The 22,401-nt window shown below is 63.1% G+C and carries 16 protein-coding genes; 1 reads left to right on the top strand and 15 read right to left on the bottom strand.

Annotated elements, in window-relative coordinates:
• The first annotated feature begins 147 nt into the window (after positions 1-147).
• Complete coding sequence (locus JAB6_RS23025) at positions 148-5,190, top strand: diguanylate cyclase (protein WP_070304793.1); 5,043 nt, start codon at positions 148-150, stop codon at positions 5,188-5,190.
• Positions 5,191-5,217: 27 nt separating this feature from the next.
• On the opposite strand, the gene JAB6_RS23020 is transcribed toward JAB6_RS23025, so the two are convergent.
• The 15 genes from JAB6_RS23020 to JAB6_RS22950 form a co-directional block, all read right to left on the bottom strand.
• Positions 5,218-6,717: a nucleobase:cation symporter-2 family protein gene (locus tag JAB6_RS23020; RefSeq protein WP_254671754.1), complete on the bottom strand. Its 1,500-nt coding sequence runs from the start codon at positions 6,715-6,717 to the stop codon at positions 5,218-5,220.
• 504 nt (positions 6,718-7,221) lie between these two features.
• Positions 7,222-7,386, bottom strand: a complete 165-nt coding sequence (locus tag JAB6_RS29440; protein WP_175444602.1) for a hypothetical protein — start codon at positions 7,384-7,386, stop codon at positions 7,222-7,224.
• A gap of 128 nt (positions 7,387-7,514) precedes the next feature.
• Complete coding sequence (locus tag JAB6_RS23010) at positions 7,515-7,841, bottom strand: hypothetical protein (protein ID WP_070304789.1); 327 nt, start codon at positions 7,839-7,841, stop codon at positions 7,515-7,517.
• Positions 7,838-8,335: a glycoside hydrolase family 19 protein gene (locus tag JAB6_RS23005; protein ID WP_070304787.1), complete on the bottom strand. Its 498-nt coding sequence runs from the start codon at positions 8,333-8,335 to the stop codon at positions 7,838-7,840. The genes JAB6_RS23010 and JAB6_RS23005 overlap by 4 nt, the downstream gene beginning before the upstream one ends.
• A gap of 14 nt (positions 8,336-8,349) precedes the next feature.
• Positions 8,350-8,778, bottom strand: a complete 429-nt coding sequence (locus JAB6_RS23000) for a hypothetical protein (protein WP_070304785.1) — start codon at positions 8,776-8,778, stop codon at positions 8,350-8,352.
• 174 nt (positions 8,779-8,952) lie between these two features.
• Positions 8,953-10,533 (bottom strand): tail fiber domain-containing protein, encoded by a 1,581-nt coding sequence (locus JAB6_RS22995; RefSeq protein ID WP_070304783.1) that lies wholly within the window; start codon positions 10,531-10,533, stop codon positions 8,953-8,955.
• A complete protein-coding gene (locus JAB6_RS22990; protein ID WP_070304781.1) occupies positions 10,533-11,363 on the bottom strand; it encodes a hypothetical protein in 831 nt (276 codons plus the stop codon). Before JAB6_RS22990 ends, JAB6_RS22995 begins: the two co-directional genes overlap by 1 nt.
• The gene (locus tag JAB6_RS22985) at positions 11,360-11,848 is read right to left on the bottom strand and encodes a DUF4376 domain-containing protein (RefSeq protein ID WP_070304779.1); all 489 of its coding nucleotides are present in this window, start codon (positions 11,846-11,848) and stop codon (positions 11,360-11,362) included. The genes JAB6_RS22990 and JAB6_RS22985 overlap by 4 nt, the downstream gene beginning before the upstream one ends.
• Positions 11,848-13,329 carry a hypothetical protein gene (locus JAB6_RS29125; protein ID WP_070304777.1) on the bottom strand — a complete coding sequence of 494 codons (1,482 nt, stop codon included), beginning with the start codon at positions 13,327-13,329 and terminating at the stop codon, positions 11,848-11,850. Before JAB6_RS29125 ends, JAB6_RS22985 begins: the two co-directional genes overlap by 1 nt.
• Positions 13,326-14,795 (bottom strand): hypothetical protein, encoded by a 1,470-nt coding sequence (locus tag JAB6_RS22975; protein ID WP_070304776.1) that lies wholly within the window; start codon positions 14,793-14,795, stop codon positions 13,326-13,328. Before JAB6_RS22975 ends, JAB6_RS29125 begins: the two co-directional genes overlap by 4 nt.
• Entirely contained in the window at positions 14,792-19,207 is a 4,416-nt protein-coding gene (locus tag JAB6_RS22970) for a phage tail length tape measure family protein (RefSeq protein ID WP_175444601.1), read from the bottom strand. The genes JAB6_RS22975 and JAB6_RS22970 overlap by 4 nt, the downstream gene beginning before the upstream one ends.
• Before the next feature lie 228 nt (positions 19,208-19,435).
• Entirely contained in the window at positions 19,436-19,639 is a 204-nt protein-coding gene (locus JAB6_RS22965; protein ID WP_051991236.1) for a hypothetical protein, read from the bottom strand.
• Between the two features lie 140 nt (positions 19,640-19,779).
• A complete protein-coding gene (locus JAB6_RS22960; protein WP_070304773.1) occupies positions 19,780-20,223 on the bottom strand; it encodes a hypothetical protein in 444 nt (147 codons plus the stop codon).
• 79 nt (positions 20,224-20,302) lie between these two features.
• Positions 20,303-21,508: a phage tail tube protein gene (locus tag JAB6_RS22955; protein ID WP_034751877.1), complete on the bottom strand. Its 1,206-nt coding sequence runs from the start codon at positions 21,506-21,508 to the stop codon at positions 20,303-20,305.
• A gap of 331 nt (positions 21,509-21,839) precedes the next feature.
• On the bottom strand, positions 21,840-22,382 hold the full coding sequence (locus JAB6_RS22950; protein ID WP_034751879.1) for a zinc finger-like domain-containing protein: 543 nt from the start codon (positions 22,380-22,382) through the stop codon (positions 21,840-21,842).
• Positions 22,383-22,401 lie beyond the last annotated feature (19 nt).

Genomic DNA, 22,401 nt, shown 5'->3' with positions numbered 1-22,401 from the left:
CTGCCCCACTGGCATTTTTACAACACCCCCGAACAGCCCGCTGGCTCCCCCACAGCCCCCTGCTGATATAATACTTACAATCAAGTAATATTCCGAAATGTGCGCCTTCCGGCTCCCGCAACCGTCTGTGTACTGCTAGCCCAGCCCATGCGCTCCCTTTTCGATCACGAGATCATCAAACAGCTGCACAGCGGTGCCCGCTCACGGGTTTACCGCGCCAGGGCTGCGGATGGTGCCGCGCTGATCGTCAAGAAACCCAATCAGCCGTTCCCCTCCTTTCAGCAACTGGCGCAATTCAAGCGCGAGTATGCGATCGCGCGCCGCTGCCGCCATCCTGGCGTGGCGCATCCGCTGGCGCTGCAGCTGCACGGCGGGTGCTGGACGATGGTCCTCGAGGATACTGGCGGCCAGGCGCTCGACCACGTATTGCGCGCGCAGGTGGCGGCGCGCAGGACGCCGTCGCAGCCCGCATTGGCGCTGGACGACTTTTTCGACATCGCGCTGCAACTATGCGCGGCGCTGGAGGAGGTCCATACGCATGGCGTGATCCACAAGGACATCAATCCCTCCAACCTGGTGTGGAATGGCGAGCGGCGGCGGCTGCAACTGATCGATTTCGGCATCGCCTGCGAACTGCCGTACGAAAGCCACGGCATCGTCAATCTGCAAACGCTGGAAGGCACACTGCGCTACATGGCGCCGGAACAGACGGGGCGCATGAACCGGCGGGTCGATTGGCGCGCCGATTTCTATGCGCTGGGCGCCACCTTCTACGAACTGCTGGCCGGCCAGGCGCCGTTCGAGACGGGCGACGAGATGGAACTCGTGCACTGCCACATTGCGCGCAGTCCCGACTGGTCGCACCCGGCGCTGGCAAGCCTGCCTGGCCAGCTGCTGCCGATCATCCAGCGGCTGCTGGAAAAAAATGCCGACCAGCGCTACCAGAGCTTGCAGGGCTTGCGCAGCGACCTCGAAGCCTGCCGCGCGCAAGAGCCGGCGCTGTCGCTCAAGCTGTCCGACCACAACGGCCGCTTCCTCGTGCCGCAAACGCTGCATGGGCGCGAGGATGCCATCGCCGAGCTGCTGGCGGCGTTTGAGCGCAGCGCCACGGGCAGGTGCGAGATGCTGCTGGTGGCCGGCCATTCGGGCATCGGCAAGTCGGCGGTCATCAACGAAGTGCAGAAACCGATCATCGCCCGGCGCGGCTGTTTCCTGTCTGGCAAATTTGACCAGCTACAGCGCGACGTGCCGTATGCCTCGCTGATCCAGGCCTTCCAGGGGCTGGTGCGCCAGCTGCTCGGCCAGCCCGAGGAAACGCTGCGCCAGTGGTCCGCCAAACTGCACCAGGCGCTGGGCAGCGGCATCGGCATGCTGGTCGAGCTGATTCCCCAACTGGCGTTGATCGTCGGCCCCACGGACCCGATGCCCGCGTCGGCGCCGGCACAGGCCCAGCTGCGCCTCGACCGCCTCTTCCCCCGCTTCGTCGAAGTATTCGCCTGCGCCGGGCATCCGCTGGTGCTGTTCCTCGACGACCTGCAATGGGCCGATGCGGCCACCTTGCGGATGATCGAACTGCTGATGGTCTCGTGCGACAAGAGCTGCATGCTGTTCATCGGCGCGTACCGCGACAACGAGGTGAGTCCCGCGCATCCACTCATCGCACTGCGCGACAAGCTGCTCGCCCGTGACGTACGTCTGTCGACACTGTCACTGGGCGCACTGACCGAGCCGCAGGTCGCGCAAATGGTCTCGGCCACCGTGCGCGTCGCGGCCACCGACTGCGCGCCACTGACCAGCATTTGCTACCGCAAGACGGCCGGCAATCCGTTTTTCCTCAACCAGTTTCTCGCTTCGCTCAATGAGACGGGCCAGCTGCGCTACCGGGCCACCGACGATTGCTGGGACTGGGACTTGCCCGCGATAGAACAGGCCAGATATACCGACAACGTGGTCGAGGTGCTGCTGGAGAAAATCCGCCGCCTGCCCATCGCGACGCAGCACCTGCTGCAACTGGCCGCCTCGTGCGGCAACCGCTTCGCACTCGACACGCTCGCGCTGGCAGTGGACCGCGCGCCCCGGAAAACGCAGCAAGACCTGTGGCCGGCGCTTAGTGCAGGCTTGATCCAGCCGCTCGACGAACGCTATAAATACGTGAGTGGCGACACCGATGCGGCCAACAGCGGCGTCAGTTACCGCTTCCTGCATGACCGGGTGCAGCAGGCCGCCTACCTGGTCGCCGACGACGATGCGCGCGCGGCCAACCATCTTCTCATCGGCCGCCTGCTCCTGCGGCATGCGACGCCGGAGCGTCGGGACGAGACACTGTTCGAGATCGTCGAGCAGCTCAATGCCGGCCGCGCGCTGATCAACGATGCGGACGAGCGCGCGCAGCTGGCGATGCTCAATCTCCAGGCCGGCGTCAAGGCACGGCGCTCCGCCGCATTCCAGTCCACGCTGGAGCACATGCGCACCGGTCTCGACCTGCTGCCGGCGCAGGCATGGAGCGTCCACGCCGACCTCTGGCTCGACCTGCAGCTGGGCGCGGCCGAAGCGGCCTATTTGTGCGGCCAGTTCGATGCGGCCGAGGCGATCTACCCGCAGGTGCGCGCCCGTACCCTGAGCCCCTTGCAGCAGGTGCGCTGCATTGCCATCCAGGCGCACCAGTATCAATTGCAGGGCCGCCTGCTCGACGCCATTGCCGTCCAGCGCGACGGCCTGGCGCTGCTGCACATTGACATTCCGCACGATGTGACGCAGATGAAGGCGCGCTTCGCCGATATCCTCGCCGACATCGGGCGGCAGCCCGGCGCGCAGGCGCCCGACACCTTGCTGGCGGCCGATGAGATGTGCGAGCCGGACGCGGTGGCCGCGATGCAGATGATGCAGGGCCTGTGGATGGCCAGCTATTACGCCGGCCAGCAGGATCTCAGCGCGCTGATGGTGGTGTCGATGACGCGGCTGTCCATACAGCGGGGGAACAGCGATTTCAGCGCCGTCGCCTATGTCGGCTACGCGATGATGGTGGCGCTGTACAGCGGCGACATCGCGCGCGGCTACGCCTTCGGCGCGATGGCGATGGCGCTGGCCAGGCGCCGTGCCAACCTGCAGACGCGCACGCTCACGGGCCTGATGTTCGGCGCGCTCAGCAACCACTGGACGCAGCCGCTGCGCAGCTCCGACGCCCTGTACGAAGAAGCGTTTGGCTGGGCGCTGGAAATCGCCGATTTCGTGCAGGTCGGCGTGGTGGCGGCCGTGCGCGCCACCGACCGACTCATCCTCGGCGACTACCTGCCACACCTGATGCACGACATCGAGCATGACTTGGCGCTGATGCGCGCCAACGGCCAGCAGGCGATGGCCGATTGCTGCGTCGCCGCCGCGATCCAGCCGATCAAGTGCCTGATGGGTCTCCTGCCCCGCCACGACAGCTACGACGATGGGGCCTTCAGCGAGGCGCGCTTCCTCGATCAGTATGGCAGCTCGCACCTGTACCGCGCCTACTTCTTGCAGGGGAAGATACGCAACGCCTACCTGTTCGACGGCGTCGACGCCGAACAGCTGGCCGGCCAGCTCGGCAACGTCACCCAGATCATGCGCGGCCAGGCCAAGGTTGTCGAGTGCAGCTTCTACGCCGCGCTGATCCTGATCCGTGCCTTGCGGCGCGATCCTGCGCGCCCCGATGCGGGCGATATGCTGACCGTGATCGGCACGCTGCAGGCGAGCCTCGCCAAGTGGGCCAAACAAGGCTCGGACAACAGCAACGCCAAACAACTGCTGGTGCAGGCCGAGATGGCACGCTACCGGGAAGAGCTGCAACTGGCCACACGTTATTATCAACAGGCGATCGACGCGGCAGGCCTGGCCGGCTACGTCAACATGCAAGCGCTGGGCAATGAACTGTGCGGCGAATGCTGGTTCGACCAGGGACATGCGCGCGTGGCCGGCGTCTTCATCCAGGACGCCATCGCGCATTACGGCCAGTGGGGTGCGCAGGGCAAAGTGGCGCAGCTGCATGCGCGCCACGGCGTACTGCTGTCAAGGATGGAAGGCCGCAGCACGCAGCGGCATTCTGTCTCCCACACGCACGGCAGTTCCGCGCTCGACCTCGTGTCGCTGCTGAAGGCGTCGCAGATCCTGTCGAACGAGGTGGGCCTGCGCAAGGTGCTGACGCGCCTCATTGCCATCGTATGCGAAAACGCCGGTGCGCAGGTGGCGCGCCTGCTGCTGCTGTCCGAAGGCAGCTACCAGTTGGAGGCCAATATCGATGGCGATGGCGTCACCGTTTTGCAATCGCGCCAGCTCGACCTGAGCGCCGCCAGCGACCCGCAGTTCCCGCTATCGCTGCTGCGCTACGTCGTGCGCACCGGTGCCGAGGTGATCGAAGACTGCATCACGGGCGCTTCGCGCTTTGCCGCCGACCCGTACGTGCAGTTGCACCTGCCGCGCGCTGTCATGTGCCTGCCGATCCGGCACGGCGGCCAGATCGGCGGCATCCTGTACTTCGAGAACAGGCTTGCCGACGCCTCGTTCACGGAAGAACGCGTAGCGTTCCTGCGCATGCTTGGCGCGCAGGCGATGATCTCGATTTCCAGCGCCAGGCTGCATGACAGTCTCGAACGGCGCGTTGCCGAACGCACGGAACAGCTGGAGGACGCCAACCGCAAGCTGGCGACCCTGTCCATCACCGACGGCCTGACGGGCCTGGCGAACCGGCGCCATTTCGACGACGTGCTGCGTGCCGAATGTGCGCGTGCCACGCGCGTCGGCCAGCCGCTTGCCGTCGTCATGCTCGACGTCGACTATTTCAAGCGCTTCAACGACCGTCACGGCCACCAGGCCGGCGACGCATGCCTGATCCGGGTCGCGCAGGCGCTGGCGGCCGGCATGCGGCGCGCGGGCGACCTGACGGCGCGCTACGGCGGCGAAGAATTTTCGATCGTGCTGCCAAATACCGGCGCGGACGAAGCGCAACAGACCGGCGAAGCGCTGCGGCGCGCCATCGAGGCTCTGGGCATCTCCCATGAAAGCGCGGATGCGCAGCAAGTGACGATCAGCGTCGGCATCGCGGTCCAGTCGGCACCGGGCGCAGCCGATCCGGACGCCCTGCTGCGCCTGGCCGATGCCGCGCTGTACCAGGCCAAGGATGCGGGGCGCAATTGCGTGGTGCTGAGGATCCTGCCGCCTGGCTAATCCGCGTTCAAGGCACAGGGTGGCGTATCAATCGCTGCCATGGCTATTCTCGCGCGCCTGCTCCTGCGCCGTTTCCTGCGATGCCAACCCGTTGAAGAACAGATTGAGTAGCACGGCAACGATGGCGGCCAGCAGGATGCCGCTGTGCAGCAGCGGCGACAGGGCCTTGGGCATGTGCTGCGCGTACTGTTCCGCCACCAACGGCAGCATGCCGAAACCGATAGCCAGGGCCACGATGAACAGGTTGTTGCGGTTGCTCTTGTAGTCGACGCCAGCCAGAATGCGGATGCCGGTAGCGGCAACCATGCCGAACATTACCAGCCCTGCCCCGCCCAGCACGAACGCCGGCACGGCTTCGGCCGTCTGCGCGACCTTCGGGATCACGCCCATGATGAGCAGGATGATGCCAGCCGCCACGCACACCCAGCGGCTGCGCACGCCCGTCACGCCTACCAGGCCCACGTTTTGCGAAAACGAGGTGTACGGGAAAGTATTGAAGATGCCGCCAATCAAAGTGCCCAGGCCATCGACACGCAAGCCGCGGCTGATGTCTGCCTGCTCGATGCGCTTGCCCGTCATGTCGCCCAAGGCCAGGAACATGCCCAGGGACTCTATCATGACGACGATCATCACCAGGCTCATGGTGATGATGGCAACCACGTCAAAAGTCGGCATGCCGAACTGGAATGGCGTGACGACGGCAAAAGCCTTGGCGCTGGCCACCTTGGCGAAATCGGCCTTGCCCAGCGCAAACGACAGGGCCGTGCCGGCGATGATACCGATCAACACGGCGATATTCGACAGGAAACCGCGGCCATACTTAGCCACCAACAAGATGACGGCCAGCACGAAGAAGGCGATGCCCATGTTGTCCAGCGCACCGTAACCGGGGTTGGCGATCATGGGCACGGGACCGGCTGGCGCAGGCAAGCCGGCCGCCGTGGCGGCAGCGGCCATCTTGACGAAGGCCGGATCGGCGATTTGCGCCATGGCGGGCGGCCCGCCCATGGCCCAGTTCACGCCCACGCGCATCAGTGACACGCCGATCACGGCGATGATGCTGCCGGTGACCACGGGCGGAAACAGGGCCAGCAATCGGCTGATGAAGGGCGCAATCAGCATCGAGACGACGCCGGCGCCGATCACGGCGCCAAAGATGCCGGTGATGCCCAGGGCCGGATTGTTCGCCATGGCCAGCATGGGACCGACGGCGGCAAAGGTCACCCCCATCATGACGGGCAAGCGGATGCCGAAATGCTTGCCTATTCCCAGGGACTGGATCAGGGTCACGAGGCCGCAGCAGAACAGGTCGGCACTGATCAGCGCCGCCACCTGCTCGGGCGGCAGCTTGAGGGCGCGCCCGACGATCAGCGGCACGGCGATGGCACCCGCATACATGACGAGCACGTGCTGCAAGCCCAATGTAAACAGTTTGCCAGCTGGCAGGATTTCATCGACGGGCGATGGCGCGGCAGGCGTACTGCCGGGCACGCTGCGGTGGATGGATTTCAGACGGGGAGAGGCCATTTACGCTCCACTTCCTGGGTTACCGCGGCCCGGATGGGCGCAGGTGAAAGGGAAAAGCAAGACAGAAACGGGACGGCAGGAACACGACGGTGACGGCTGATGCATGCGAAGCCCCTTGGATGGGACGACCAAGATAGCCATGCATGCTTCGTGCCAGGTGGATTGTATACAGAAATTGTGGCAAAAATCACCAGGGATTGGTCAATTTGACCGTGGATGCACCGTTTTCTCGCATGCCGCCCCGCGCACCTGCACCAGAAGGCGGCAAAGGCGGCGGCACTGGCAGACCGCTGGTGAACTGCTGCTTGGAATGCCTGTCAATACCTGCTGCGCGTCCTGATTTGCGGCCTGCGATGCTCACTATCTCGGCGGCTCCGCACCTTGTGCAGCTGCGCTTCTTGGGCCAGCCAGCAGCGGTGCCAAGCCCTCCTTCCTCCTGAAACAGTTTTGTTAGTTGCCAGGCATTTTACGCATTGCCAGGCGTTGTTAGCCTTTGCTAACCGCTTAGCCGCCGCCACAAGCATCGAGCAGCGATTCCAATTGGCGTACATGGGCGGCACGCAATTGCTCGCGCGCCAGCAAGGCTTGCACTTGCTCGAAGATACCGTGCGATGGCACCGCCGGCAAGACGGGCGCGGCGGGGCGCGTGGCGATGCACGGCGCGTTCACGGGCCAAGCTTCCAGCGTCGATGCCGGCGCCCATGCCGCGCAGCCGGTCAACAAGCTCGCCAGTAATAAAGTAGCTAGCCTGCTGGCGAGGCTGCCTGCATACCTTCCGGCACCTTCACGCGGCGGCCTCATGGCATTTCGCTGGCGATCAGCGCCTCTGCGGCACGGCAGGCGTCGCCTTCGGGCTGCAGCGCCAGGATGCGGGCCGCAGCCGCTTGCGCATCTGCCTGCCCGGCCTGCGCCGTGGCCAGCGCCTGCCCTACCCGCGCCGACCGGCGCACACCCTCCTCCCGCATCGCATTCAGGGCCTGGTTCTGGCGACGCAACACGGCTTGCACCTCAAGCACTTGCGCCGCGCACGCGGCACGGCCCGTTTCGCGGCCCCAGCGCTGGGCGCAAAACACGGCTGCCCCCAGCAACAGCAGCATGGCCACAATGCTCAACGACGGCTTCATGCCAGCACCTTGCGCGCTGCCTGGTACAAGGCCAGACGCTCAGCCAGACCATTCACGCCGCCGTTGATTCGGCGCGTCACCCGTTCCTGGTCATCCGCGTCGGCCAGGCGGTTCAAGCCGCGCGATTGCCAGAACCAGCCCGCCGAGCGGCAAGCGAAAAACGTCTGCTCCAGCAGTTGCGGCGCCGCCAGCAAATCCAGGCCCAACGCCACACCGCACGCCGCATAGTTGGCGCGCCCCGTCACCTGCAGCAAGCCGCGCCCCTTGAAACGCACACCATCGCCGGCGATCACATTGCCCAGGTCCGCGCGTCCTTCATAGGCCGCGCCGCTGGCCAGTTCGCGCACATAGCGCAACTGTCCCGATTCGTGACCCACCTGCGCCAGGAACGACGCCCGACGCAGCGGCGTATCGATGCTGAACTCGGCCATCGCCGCATTCAAGGGCGCCAGGAACAGCGTAGCGCGGCGACCGGCCAGCGGCATGATCTGCATCAATTGGGCGCCTGTCACAGCATGCCCCGCACATCCTTGACGGCAGCGGCCGCATCGGCTGCCAGTTCGCCAATATCCTTGCCGCGACGCTTGTCGAACCAGCGCACGCAGGCGCCCAACACCCACCAGGCAGGCAAGCCGGCCGCCACCATCACTGGGGCGGCGATGAACAAAAACCCCGTGGACGGGTCGCCGCCATACAAACCCGCCACGGTCTTCGCGCTGTCGAACAGGCTGGGCCACCACGACAGCACGGCGGCCACCAATACGGGGCCGAGAAAGGTGGAAATGATGATGCTGGAACAAAAACGAATAAATGCCTCCTTGGTGGATCGGGGCCACATGAACATGAAGCCCAGCGACGTGGCGGCGGCGCCGGCCAGCACCGGCACGCCAAACAGTTTGATCAATGCGCCGCCGGCGGCGGTGGTTTCGAGGGCCATGGTTGCCTTTCAGGTGGTGGGTGTGAGTTTGTAGCTGCGGAGGAATATCTGATGCCGACAGTCCAAGCATGGCTGTCTCATTTCTAGGGAAGGTGAGACAGTATTTGTGAAAGCGATTGGAAATGAAAAAGCCGCCCGGAGGCGGCTTAATTTCTGTAAGTCAACGACGTGGAATTACGGAACTGCGCTTTCTAGAGCAGCGAGCCGGGCTTCGATCACGGTCTGGCGGGCCTCCAATCCTGCCGCGATAAATTGATTCAACTCGTCATAGCGAAATGCGTAGCGGTCGCTGGCGGGAATCGTTTCTGTCCATGCTGCCTGCATTTCCCTGTCGTCTGTCGCCTCTATGGCTGCATGCTCGATGGTTTCACCCTTCCACGAGTCGTAGCAGATGAATCCGTAATTGAACGGGTCGAGGCCGTGAGATTCCATGATCTTTATCGCGGCCTGGACGGTCGGCCCGATATGTTCGCGGGCGCCGCCACCCTTTATCGCTATTGCGGTTTTCCAGCGATATACTCTAATCGCCCGTGCGATGTCGGCGGCCGCAGCAATCTCTACGGCTTCGAGCGCACGAAACATATCTTTTTCACGTGCGTCTGATGTGATGGTTGGAGCGACCGAAAAATAGGAGTTCCTCCAGCGATAATTGGATAAGCCAAGATTGTGTGCGTCGTCAACGCGCGGGCGAACTACCCCGCCGTCCGATGCTAAAATCAAATGGCTCGTGCCGCGGAGCACAAAATTTTCACCGGTGCCTCCAATTACCAATGCCCCCCCATCTGAGCCGAGATATCCGATTTGCAATGAGCTGCCCCCTTTTATAAAGGCCATGTAGGAGTTCCCGACAATGTCAGATCTGAATACCCCCCAGGCAGAGGCGCCTGAACTCAACGATAGCGGCCCGCCGGTATGGGACCAAGTGCCAGTGGTGGTCGGATTTGCTATATTCACCTTGGAGTTGAGGGCGGCCTGTTGCAGGGTACTCACAGGTTTAGCGGTATCGCTGGTGTTGTCCACGCTGCCCATTCCCACCATCGTCTTTGTTATGCCGTTGACAGCCCCTGTAAATGTAGCGCCTGAAAGTGAAGCCTTGCCTGCTAAAGCGCTGGCGGTGGCCGTGCTGACTGGCTTACTCGCGTCGCTTGTATTGTCCACGCTATCCAGGCCAACATCGGCCTTGCTGCCTGACGTGGCCACCGCCGCAAACTGTGGTTTACCAGTAATGCTGCCCCAGGTCGGCACATATGAGCCCGGCAGGGCGTCAGTAATGCCATAGCCAGCCAGCGTCATCGCGCGAGCCGCTTTTTTGGCATCCAATTCGGCCAGCGCCGCCTGCACGTCCGTCGCAACGATCCCGCCCGCCGGCGTGCTGCTTATCTGCGACGCCAAGTTGGCTGGAATCGTTACCCAGGTGCCAGCCTGGAATACGCGCAGGCAGCCGCTGTTCAGCACGGTGTCCCAGTAGGTCGCGCCGGCCAGCAGCGCATCGCCATTATTGTCAACGTCCGGCGGCAGCGTCTTAGCGCCGAGATAGCGCGCATCGAGCGATTTGAGCGCAGCCGCAGCCTTTGACGCAGCGGTGGCGGCAGTGCCGTCCGACTCCGCAGCCGCAGCCGCTGCAGCTGCAGAGGCAGCAGCACTCGCGGCCGCCACCGCGGAATTATGCGGGATATCGACGATATCCTTCGCCTTGGCCAACTGGTTGAGCTGATAGATCAGATCCTGTTGGCCATATTTAAAAACATCAGTCATTACAGCTCCTCGACTTCAATGGTGGTGGCATATGTTTGGTAATACGGCGTGGTGATGGCAGCCAGGTTGGCCAGACGCCCATACACCTGATGAGTCTGCTCGAGCTCGACGTCTTCGCTGTCTGGAAACAGGCTGACGAGTAGCGGGTGCGACAGGCCATTCCCGCGCACGATGCGCCACAGCTCGGCCCGGTCCAGTGGCGTCATGTGGCCAAGCGAAATCGACAGTTTTCGGTACAACGCACCGCGCTCGACCTTCTGCTCGCCGGCGCCATTGCGGTATTGGTTGCTGGTATCGCCTGGCGTGACGCCGGCGCCGTAAGATGCGTTCTGCTCGGGACTCCACCAGGCGCCGGCCACCAGGCGCGCAACCTCGATGTAGCCGGCAGGGTTGTCAAGATCGACCAGGTCGATTACCAGTTTCTTGACACTGCGCATTTGAAACCAGCATCGGCCGTAGGTTGTACCACCATAGCTGAAGGCATTGACCCCCAGCGGCAGCGCCCCCCAGTTCCACATGCCCAGGCGCGCGTACTCGCACGCCGGCATGGTGCCGGTATCAAAATCGGGCACGGCGTCCCCTGGCTCGACGTAGCCGCGAACGCGAATCGCCGCCGTCGGCGTCAGGTTGCAAAATGGCAGGGCCACGCCGCCGATGATCTCCGGCGTTGGCCAGGCCGCCGTAATGCTCAACTGAGTGCCAACTGAACGGAGCACCGAGGACTTGTCTTCGCGCTGTAAGTTGGCGGGTCCCAAGGTTCCGGCCTGGCTGGATGCGCTCAAGGCCGCGCGGTCGCCGACATTGTCGTGGATGATGCGCAAATTGTTCATTTCACTACCTCTACTGGCCAAACAATAGCCTCAAGCTGTCCGATGGTCTCCGCCGTTGCAATCAGTTCGCGCAAGCCACGGGCAATAACGAACGCACCCGAGACCTGTGCGACCAATGCGGCACCAACAGCGATCATGCCGGCGGCATCAAGCGCCACCGTCGTGTTATCGGATAACGTCCAATCAATGCTATATGGCAGGCCTGCCACTTGTGCCAACAAAGCCATGTGCGCTGCACCTGTGATGCGTGCCTTGTCGGCCTGGTACCGCAATCCGGCGCATGTAAAATCAGAAAGCTCGGCTGCCTCGCGTGCCAGCTTGATGCGTGCCCAGGTAGATATCCTGGTGCCCTCCAACGTTTTGGTGTCTATCCACAAGTCGGCACCAGCGTCGTAAATGTGATGCGCGCCAGGCCGGGGTGGCAACGTCTTTCCTGTGCGTTCGTTAGTCTGAGTGCCATCACTGTTGATTACGATTGTTTCCATTAAAAATTCCTTGCGATCACAATCGCCTGACATTGTTTAACATAAAGCTTGCCCATATTCGCTGCGCCAAGGTCAGCATTGGTGCCGGAAACTCCGAACTGGACGGTGTCACCCACGTTGATGTTCAAGGTAAGTCCGTAGACCGTTGCGGCAGGGGCATCGCCGTCCTGCCGCTCCTGGACTCCGCTCAACCAGCGCCAGTTCCCGCCATTCATGCGATACCAAATGCTCAGTTGGTCGTCGACCACCGCCGTACAAACGATTGAAAAAAATACGCTGCCAGAGCGGATGCGGAGCGCGGCAGGCCACCCTGGAGCGTTGTGTTTGAACAGTACTTCCAGATTGGTAAATACAGCTGCGGAATTGAGACTTGAAGTCTCAACAAATACCCCGGATGCGGACGACTGCAGGGAAATCGATGGGTAACCGGGCTCGAAAAATGCCGTTGCAGCGGAGGCAGTGCCAACGGATACACGCGCAGATGAAAGGTCGCCAGAAAATGTACCTTTCACAGCGTCCAACTCACCGGAAAATTTTCCCTTGGCGGCATCGAGGACACCAGAAAAGCTGCCCTTTGCCGCTATCAACTCTCCCGAGAACGTACCCTTGACACTGTCCAGATTGCCGCTGAAAACTGCGTGGCCATTGACGATGGAAAAGCCAGGCGCATAGATATTGCCTGCCGCATCGATCTGCATATACTTTCCCAGTGCAGGATTACCAAACAGCAATCCGCTCTCGCTCAAGTGGAAACCGCTACCGCCGTTGCTTGGCCATGCATAGGCACTGCTGGGATAGCCAGTACCGCCGTGCACTGTCGCGCTGTAAATGTCGCCCGCCGTGACCTTGCCAAGGTCGGCACTGATTGCGCTCAGCTGCCCCACCTTGAGTGCATTCAAATACGGCGCCGCCCACTTGGTAGTGCCACTGGCCGGATTAAAAATTCCATCGGACCGGTACAGCGATTCTCCGGCACCGAATGCCTGTGGCGAACCTTCCCACACCGTGCCGGCCCCCCAGGTGTTAATTGGCGGAAAGGATGCATCGCCCTGCGAGCTGATGGTCGCCGGCGTGCTCCCCAGCGACAACAGGCCTGTCTTGCTGTAGGCGACGCGCGAAGAATTGCCCGTCAGGCCATCAAAAACCTTGCTGACTGTCTGGCTGGCCGTGTAAGTGAGGCTATCGACCACGATCGTGGCCGTGACCGTCACGCTGTCGCCCACCATGCCGGCATACGCCAGCGTGGCCACGTTGCCGACGCGCGTCAGCACGCTGGCGTTACTGGCAGAAAACGCCACCTGCCCCTGCATATTCACCAAGCCTGCCGTAAAGTCGATGCTTGCCGGCGCGGCAAGCGTGGTGGCGGCCACCTTGAACGCCTGCGCCGTAGCAGCCAGCAGCAGCACGCGGTCGTTGGCCGGCGCGAAGCGCGGCACGGTATCCATGATCAGCCTGTCGCGTTCCCCCACAATCGCGCTCATACCAGCACCCCCACCGTCACTCTGCCCGTCAGCCAGAAGCGCGACAGCAGCACCACAACGCCCGGCACACCGTCCTGCAAGCCAAAGCGTTCAGCGCGCAGTTGTACGGGCTGTCCCAGTTCCAGCATCATCATCTCGGGTTCTCCATCGAATTCATAAATGGTGCGCGGCACCTTGTTCAGGGCCAGGCGCCGCAGCGCTTCCGCGCGGGCGTCGGCCCGCGTTTTCAGGCAGGTATCGACCTGCACCGGATCGTCGGAGAGGCGGTAGCGCGCACGCACCGCCGTGTCGACGACTGTCTCCGTCAGCCATTCCGTGGCGTACAAATCCGCATGCGCGGGCGGAATGCTGGTCGTCAGGCCAGCCTGCAGCGTGTAGTTCCGGTCGAAGCCGATCTTCACGGCGGCAGTCACCGGCAGGCGCTGCGCGGGACGCAGCGAGCGTTCGCGCATCTGCTCCGGTCCGATCGCCAGCGGCACGCCGGCGGCAGGCAAGGCGATCTGCACCAGGCGCAGCTGGCCGGTGCGCGACATGATCGCCTGGCCGCCCACGCTGGCCGCCAGCTGCTGGATGGCCTGCGCCTGGTTCGTGCGGTCCGCAACGTACAGCCCCACCGGCTGCGGGTGAACCGCATCGAAGGCGGCCAGGTTCTCCAAGTCCAGGTCCGCCAGCGTAAAACGGTCGGCCGTCTTGCCGTAGGCGGTGGCGATGCGCTGCACCAGCGGCGCGATGCGCGGCGCATAGCCGCCACCTTTGTCGCCCTGCACGCTGGCCGTGATCGTGGTGGAAAACGGGTCGGTGGTCAGGTTGAAGCGGCCCGCCTGGTCATTCAAGGCCACGGCGATCGGCTTGCCGTTGGTGCGCACTTCGAATGTCGATTCGACCGCGCCGAGAAAACCGTATTCCAGAGTGACCGGATTGGTCAGCAAGGGCGCCACGTTGTGGCACTCGCCGAACGGAATCGGCAAGATGGCGTCCTTGTTCGGCGTCGTGCCACCCAGCTTGGCTTCGGAGATCGGCGTATTCAAACGCTGCAACTTGTCGCGCAGGACCAGGTTGACCGACTCGCGTCCTGCACTGGCCACGTCGGCGATGATGCCGTCGAAGACCAGCTGGAAGTCGGCACGCAGCCAGGAAGGATCGCCGGCCCAGGCCTTGACCGGCCGGTTCATCCAGACGTCGTCCAGCCAGCCATCGAGCGCGCCATCGGCGTTATCGAGTTCGATATCGCCGCCCGACAGGCCCGCCTCGCCGGATAGGCTGACCTGTTCCGTGAAGGCCAGGCCGCCCTTGGCCAGCGGCCGGTACGCGGTATTGGCCGGTACTTCGCGCGGCCCGGTGACATAGGGCCGCGAAGCGATATACCGCGTCACCTCGCTGCCTCCCACATTCACTTGCGCCTCGATCAGCACCATGCGGATTGCCGACGGGCTTTGCAGCCATTCCTGAAATTGCGCATCGGTCATGCGTATTCTCCTTTCACTGCATTGGCCCAGGCGGATGCCCGGGACGATTTGTCCACGCCATCGACCACCGTCCTGGCGGCGTTGGCGTTCGATTCAAAGGTGGCCTGGATGGTGGCGCCCGTTTGCGCCCGCTGGTCGGCACGCAAGCCTTCCAACTCCATGCGCATGGCCTGGTTGTCCTCACGCAGGCCGCGGATTTCAGCCACCAGTACGTCGGAGCCGACGTTCGCGGCCGACGAGTAGCGCACGGGGTCGAAGACCGCCGCTATCACGGGAGAAGTCATCGCGGCCAGTGCTGCGACCACGGGAGGATTACCAAGTTGCACGCCCAGGTCAGCCGCACCGCCCATCGCCGCCCGCAGACCGGCGATGGCCTGCGCCACCGTCAGCACGCTGTCGTTAATGGTGATCAAACCCGACACCTGGGCATTGAGCGCATCCAGGCTGGCCTGCTGTACGTCGACCTGCGCGGCTGCCCATTTCAACGCTTCCTTGTTCGCTTCCACCACGCGGGCATAGTCGGCCGCATAACGGGCGTCGGAGGCGTTGACCACTTGCGATGCCGTCAGAAACGCCTGTTCGGCGGCAGACAGCCCCGATTGCGCCGTCGTATCGCCCGCATTCGCGGCAGCCAGGGTTTTCTCGAACTGCGCCCGCGCTTCGGCATATTTTTGCTCCGGCGTCAGCGTCGACTGTGCACCTAGCGCCATGCTGGAATTCAGGCCGTTCAAGGTCGTCACCCACGATTTCGACTTCTCCAGCGCCGACTTGGCCGCCGCCGATTCGGTTTCATAAGCCTCGGCCAGCGCATCCTTCGCGCTGGTCACCGCTTTGACGGCCTGGATCTGGTCGAACAATCCGCGATTGGCATCGGCGACGCCGGCGCGCTGGGCAGCCAGCAACTGCGCTTCTGTTTTCGTCAGTTCGTTCAACTGCTGCTGCATGTCCTTGCGTTCGCTGGCGATGTCGCTGGCCGTCTTGCTCACTTCGGCCAGTTCACCGGTGGCGCCGGTGAGGTCGGCCGCATAATCGGCCGCCTTCTTGAACGGTTCGGCGATGGCAAGCAGCTGCACATACATGTTCTGGCCGGCCACCGTGTTCAAGTCCTGCGCCAGCACCAGCGCCTTGAATTGCTCGCTAGTCGTCACGCCGGACTGCCCCAGCGCCGCCATGGCGCTACGCACCGACTTGGTGACGGGGTCCATCTGCTCGGCCTCGGTCAGGAAATTCTGCACGAAGAAGCTGGTGCCGCTGGTCAGGGTATCGAGGTCGCCCGCCGCCTGAATCAGGCTTTCGCTCAGCGCCACGGCAGAAAGACCGGAGCTGTTGAACGACTTGCCCAGCACGGTCAGCACATCCGACACCTGCATGTAGTTGTTGGCCACACGCGCCAAGGTTTCCAGATAGCCCTCGCCCACGGCCTGGTATTTTTCCAGCCCCCCAACACCGAACTTCGCCATGTCGTCGCCCAGCTTCGAAAAGGCCGCTTCCAGGGCCTTTTGCACTTCCTCACCCTTCAAGTCCTTCAGGCTGATCTTGCCCAGGCTGACGACGAAGGAATTCAAGCGCGCGGTGAAGGCATCGCCGCCGACACCCAGCAAGTCGGCCGCAGAGACGATACTCGTGCGCAGACCAAGCACGATTTTCGTAAACTGGTCATTCGTTTCCGTCCCCATGGCCGTGAGATTCGTGGACTTCTTGTCGCTGGAAAACCAGCCGCCGGACTTCTTGAGATCGACATACGAATTCACGTTGAAGCGCTTAGTATCAAGGTCGCCCAGGCTCGACGAGTTGGTTACGATGCCCACATCCTGCACCGTGGTCTTGCCGCCAAAGATGCTGCTGACGACATTGCCAATGACGCCGCCGCTGGAACTGCCTTTGGTGCCCAGCGCGGACGTCAGGATGTCCGAACGCACCAGCAAGCTGCCCAAGCCACCGATGCCCGAGACGATCTGCTTGAGCGAGACCACCATCGACGAGGAATACGCGAGGCCCAGGCCGGAGTTTTTCTCCATGATTTCCAGGCTGTTTGCGATCGACGCCGATTTCGCGGATGAATCCCCAAGCACCGTGCCGGTGCCGTTGGCGGCCTGGCGGTCTTTGGCCGTCGTGTCGGCGCCGCCACCACCGCCGCTGAAGGCGCCGCCCAGCACGGCGGCAATCGCCGCTGCCGCTGCCGCATAGCCCCACGGTCCCATGGAGCTCATGAAGGACATGAACACACCGGGTACCTTGGCTGCATTCTGCGCGGTCTGGCCGGCCATCACTGCCCCCGTCTCTGTGGCCTGCCCGACGAGCACGCCCGCAGCAGACGAGCTCGATACAAACAGGCTGGTGGCCAATTTTTGCAATTGGCCGGCCATTTCCACAGCGCGGAAAGCTTTTTCGGCCCCTTCCATCAGCTTGTAACCCGTGCTGTTTTCCTTGAAGAAGCCCTTGGCGGCACCAGCCATGTCGCGGTAGCCCTTGATCTGCGCCTGCGCGCCATCCTCGCGGGCTTTGGCATGCGCAGCTTCTTGTTTGGGCTTGTCGTCCTTGGCGTCCGTGAGCCCTTCGCTCAGGGTCCGTTGAACATCACGCTGGGCCTTTTGATAATCTGCAAAAGCCGCGCCCATTTTGCCTACCGCCGCCCCTGCCTTGCCAAACGCTTTTTCTAGCGCATCGCCCATGGCCTTGGCGCCATCAACCGATTCTTTCCACGTTTTTTCGTCCGCCGCCTTGTTGTCGGCACGCTTCTTGGTCTCCTTTGCCGCGGCCTCCTCTTCGCGTTTCTTCGCTGCCGCTTTCTTCTCCTGGCCTGCCGTTTCCTCCAGTTGCGCCAGATCGGCGCTGACCTGTTGCTGCACGCGCAGCTCCGCCGCGCCTGCTTCGGCAATCTTGTTGTCCCTTTCCTGCTGGCCCTGCGCCGTCTTCGCCTGAAAACCTTTTAATACCTCGGCTTGCTGCTGGTAGGCGGCCACCTCGGCGGCGCCACGCGCGCGTATCGCCACGCGGCGGTTCGCAAAAAACTCATCCTCGCTCAAGGCGCCGCCCTTGCGGCGCGCTTCGTCGAGCTTGGCCTGCTGGTCGTAACCCTCAGTCTTGATGCGCAACGCGCTTTGAATCGCCTGCAACTGACCTGCCAGCACCGCGTCGCGGGAGTCGGAACCTGCCGCTGGAGTCGCGGGGGCCCTGGCAGGTGCGGCAGTCCTGGCCGGTCCGGCAAACGAAGCGTGCACTTTCTGACGCAGCTCTTTCTCCTTTTCAGGAGAGACGGCAACACCGCCGGCTCTGGCGCTGGCCAAGGTTTCCTCGAGCTGCTTGATTTCCGCGACCTCGCGCTCCGCCTTGGTGACATAGCGCTTCTGCAGCTCGCCCAGCTCCTTGACGGCCTGCTTGGAGTCGGCATTGCGTTTCGATTCCGCCTGGTCGGCCTTCGCCTTTGCTTCCAGCTGCGTCTGCTTGTTCATCGCCACTGCCAACGCCTTGGCCTGCTCCTGCTCAAACTGTTCCATCTGGACGCCGGTCAATCGCGCCGCCGGGTGCGTACCGGGAACCAGCTGGCCAGTGCGGCGCACGTCGGCCGTGCGTTTCTTGATTTTTTCGATCTCGTCTTCCGGCGTCTCTTCGCGTCCGATAGAACGCATGCCATCCATGAAACTGGACCAGAGATTCTTGCTGCCTTGCAGCAAGGTACCGATCATGCTGAGCTTTTCAGCGCGTTTTTGCAGGCCTGCATTGATCAAATCACTCGCCATGACCATGGCCTCTTGCGTCTTGCCTTCCTTTTCCAGGGCGGCGATGTGCGCGTACTGGGCGCCCGTCAGGATGTTGTAATTTTTATCGTGCGTATCGACCCAGTTGGTGACGCCGTCGGCCATCGTCGCAAAGTCGGCTGCCACGGCGCCAGCAGATTGGCCATTCATTTGCGCCATGGTGACAGCGGCAGCGCCCACGGAATTGAGCGCTTCGCTGGTGAACTGGCCCGTTTCCACCAGGGTCTGCAAGACCACGCGGGTATCGCCCAGGCCGCCCTGACTGGCATCAGAAACCGACGCCACCATGGTGTTGAACTGGCCTTCAGTGATGCCGGCGGCATTCCCGGTCAATTCCAGGGCACGGGAAAACTTGTCCGATTCCAGCTGACCCTGCACAAAGGCCTCGGCCACGAACGCCGCAACGTCGGCCGCCATCTGCAGCACCAGCAACGGCCCCGCTCCCAGGCGCTTCATGGCCAGTTCCGTCAAGCCGGTGGCATTGGCCATCTCGCCCAGGCCATCCTTGATCTGTCCAATGTCGGCGTTCAAGCTGCCTTCGCCAATCTTGGCCGAGGCTTTGGCAAAGCCATCGACCGCCTCCAGCGCCTTGAGCAGCCCGTCCGCGGCATCGCTGCCGCCCTTGCCCATGGCAATGTTCACATCGGTCGCCATGCGAGCCGCTTCGGCCTGCGCGCGTACCCGTGGTTCGAAGTTGCGAAACTTGGTACTGGCTTCCTCGACTTGATCGCCTGTTTTTTTACTGGCGGTAGCCAGGTCATTCACCGCCTGCGTCCCCGCCTTTATCTCTGCAGCATTAACGGCAATCTTTAACTCAGTTATCTCTGGCATGTTTGGCCCATAAAAAAGGCCGCGCATGGCGGCCAGGTTGGAAAATGCGGGTCAGCCCGCCGCATGCTGATGCGACAGGAACAGCGCGTCGAGCTGGTCGAGCAGCTGGTGCTCGAACGGTTCGATGGCGATGGCGTGGCGCGCCTGCCAGGCGAGGATTTCCGTGCTGGCGATAGGGTTGACGGCCATGCCGTTCTGCCGCTTGCGGTTCAATTGTGCGAACCATTCCCACACGTGGGCCAGCTCGAACGGCATGGGTGGCGTCGCCTCCTCGGGCGGCGCGCGGTACAGGGGATGCCGCCTGGCGGCATCGATGTGCTCGCCCTTGGCATGGCCATCGGCCGCCCGTGTGCCGCGCTCGAACTGGTGCCCGGCGTAGCGCAGCAGGCTGGCCGTCAGAGTTTCAAAAAATTCGACTCGTTTTCCAGCGCGGTGGTCACTTTTTCCTGCCAGGTCGGGTACTTTTCAAAGGCCGCTTCCAGCAATGCCGGATCGAGCGGCACGGGTGCACCGTTGCTGGTGAAGCCGTACCAGCCCGTGACCACGGCCAGTGCCAGGCGTTTCTGGTTGCCGTCGATGGCTTGCACCAGCAGTTCCGCGCCTTCGTCGGTGGACGCGTCGATGGCCGTCTTGCGGCGCGCCGATTTCTTGTAGCCTTCGGCGCGCACGGCGTTGTTGGCCACGCGGTATTGTTCGCTGTTCTTGCCGACGATGGTCAGGCCGGCCACCGCTTCACCGTCCGCATCGAAGATGACGGGCACGTCGAAGGTGACGGGCGTGGCCACCGCGTGGATATTGCCGATGTCGAAACCTGCCTGGATTTTTTGCGCGTTGTTCATGTGTGATGCTTTCTGGATGAAGTAGAAAAATATAAAAAAAGGCCGCCATCGCGGCGGCCCCGGTGCAGGCGCTGACTGCTTACAGCGCGCTGTCCTGGATGGTCAGGGTGGTCGCTTCGTGCTGCGCGTCCGTGCCCTTGTAGCGCAGGACGTCGAAGGCGCAGGTGACGATCTTGTTTTTCTCGCCGTCGTCGATCTTGGCCGAGGTGATCTTGATGCGGCCCATGGCCAGCGCCAGCACGTCGGCTGCCGGCGCCGTGCCCGACGCCATGGCGTAGGCCAGCGGGATTTCCGTCTCGGACTTGAAGTAGTCGAGGTAGGTGGCGTCCTGCAGCAGCACCGTGAACTGGCCCGAACCCATCACCTTGCCGCGCGAGGCTGCCGTGGCGTACTTCGAGCCGATCACCGGGTCGACCTTGACCTGGCCGTCGAGCGAGACGGACATGCCGGTGCAAATCTGCGACGGGATGCCGTTCACCGAAAGCATGGCCGTGGCGCCCGAGAATTTGCCCGTGCCCGGCGCGGCCAGCGGCGTGGCGAAATGGGGCACGGCCGTGGTCGGGCCTTCCGACTTGCCCATCAGGGTGAAGTCCAGGCTGGTGATGCCGTTCGGCTGCACGGCGATATCCATCTTGCTGACCAATTGGTCGACGAAGCTGCGGTGCACGCCGATGTTCGGGTCCTGCACTTCGGCCGTAAACCAGTCCGTGGTATGGCCGGTCAACGGGGTGAAGCTGCGCTTGCCCACGGCCGCCACGCCGACCGAGTCGCCGGCCGCCTTGACGATCATGGCCGAACCGTCCATGAACTGACCATTCAGGTTGGTGGCCGTCACCGACGTGACGAAGAAATTCTTCGCGTTGTTGGCGGCCGCCGGTGCCGTCATGCCGGTGATGCGCACGACGCTGCCGGCGCGGAAACCTTCCGCCAGCCAGGAACCGGCGCTGCGCGTCAGGCCGGAGGCTGCAGCGGCGATGGTCGTTTGCGCGGCAGCCACGCCGCCCGCCGTGAAGTCGCGGCGCAGCAGCGCGGCCATCAGCGGCGCATACGTGCCGCACGCAGCTTCGGCCTTGATGGCGCCCGTGGTGCGGAAGTTGCCCAGGCGGGTATCGCCCTGCTGCTGGCTGGCGTCGATTTCGGCGCTCGCGTATTTGTCCGCTTCCGTGTCGAAGGTGGCCGTCACGCGGGGATAAATCTGGCCGCCGCCGGCGGCGGCCTTGCTGCCTTCGGCGCTTTGTTTGCTGATTACGATCACGCTGTCGATGCCGTTTGCTGTCAGTGCCATAAGTAATACCTTTCGTGGGATGAAAACCGCCGGGGCGGTCTTGTGGGAGAAACTGAAAAATGGGAGATAAAACGAAAAAGCCCGCGCGCGGTAAGGCGGCGGGCTGGCGTCCGGATGGCATGGGGGCATGCCAGATGGATGTTGGGCGAAGGGGCCATGAAGGCCGTTCGCTGCGCTGATTTCCCCTATCGGTGTCGCGCCGAAAGCGCGTCTATTACGAGTGGAGAAGCATGTGGTGTACTGCGGTATTGCCTGTGTTTCTGTTGCTGCGTGATCGAGACTCTATTGTAGGGGCGTTTTTTTCAGTGCCAGGCATATTGCAAAAAAAATTTCAGTGACCGAGACGGCGCATGGCGCGGGCGCCGTGCGACTGGAAGATGCCTTCCAGTTCGCTGACCATGTCCTTGATGCGTTCAAGCTCAAAGCCGCCGGAGCAGCTGATGGCCGCTTCGCCCCCACCGTGGCACGCCTTGCAAACGACAGGCGCGCCGGCCTGCATGGCGGCGACAACGCCCGTGCCGTGGCACACCTTGCATTTGCTGTCGAGCCAATGCGCGAGCGACGCTTCGGCCACGCGGCGGTACAAGGTATTGGCGGCCTGCGCATCCCAGGCCGTCTGCGCCTTGACCCAGCGCCGCGCGCGGCCCTTCTGCGTCACGGCGGCCGTCCAGGCACGCAGCAGCTGCGCCAGGTTGCCCGCATTGCCTTCGAACAGGCGGCTGACGGTGCCGTCCGCGTATTTGACGCGGCACAGCAAGGCGCCCATGTCGCCGGCCAGCGCGGCCGCCGCGATCACGTCCAGGTCGTGGTGGACGGCATCGTCGCGCAGGTTTTGCGACGACAGCGATGCGATGAATTTTTCTGCGAATCCCATGATATCTCCTCGTTCCTCG

The organism is Janthinobacterium sp. HH104 (assembly GCF_001758715.1).
Lineage (GTDB): Bacteria > Pseudomonadota > Gammaproteobacteria > Burkholderiales > Burkholderiaceae_D > Janthinobacterium > Janthinobacterium aestuarii.
This window is presented reverse-complemented; position numbering and strand designations above follow the sequence as displayed.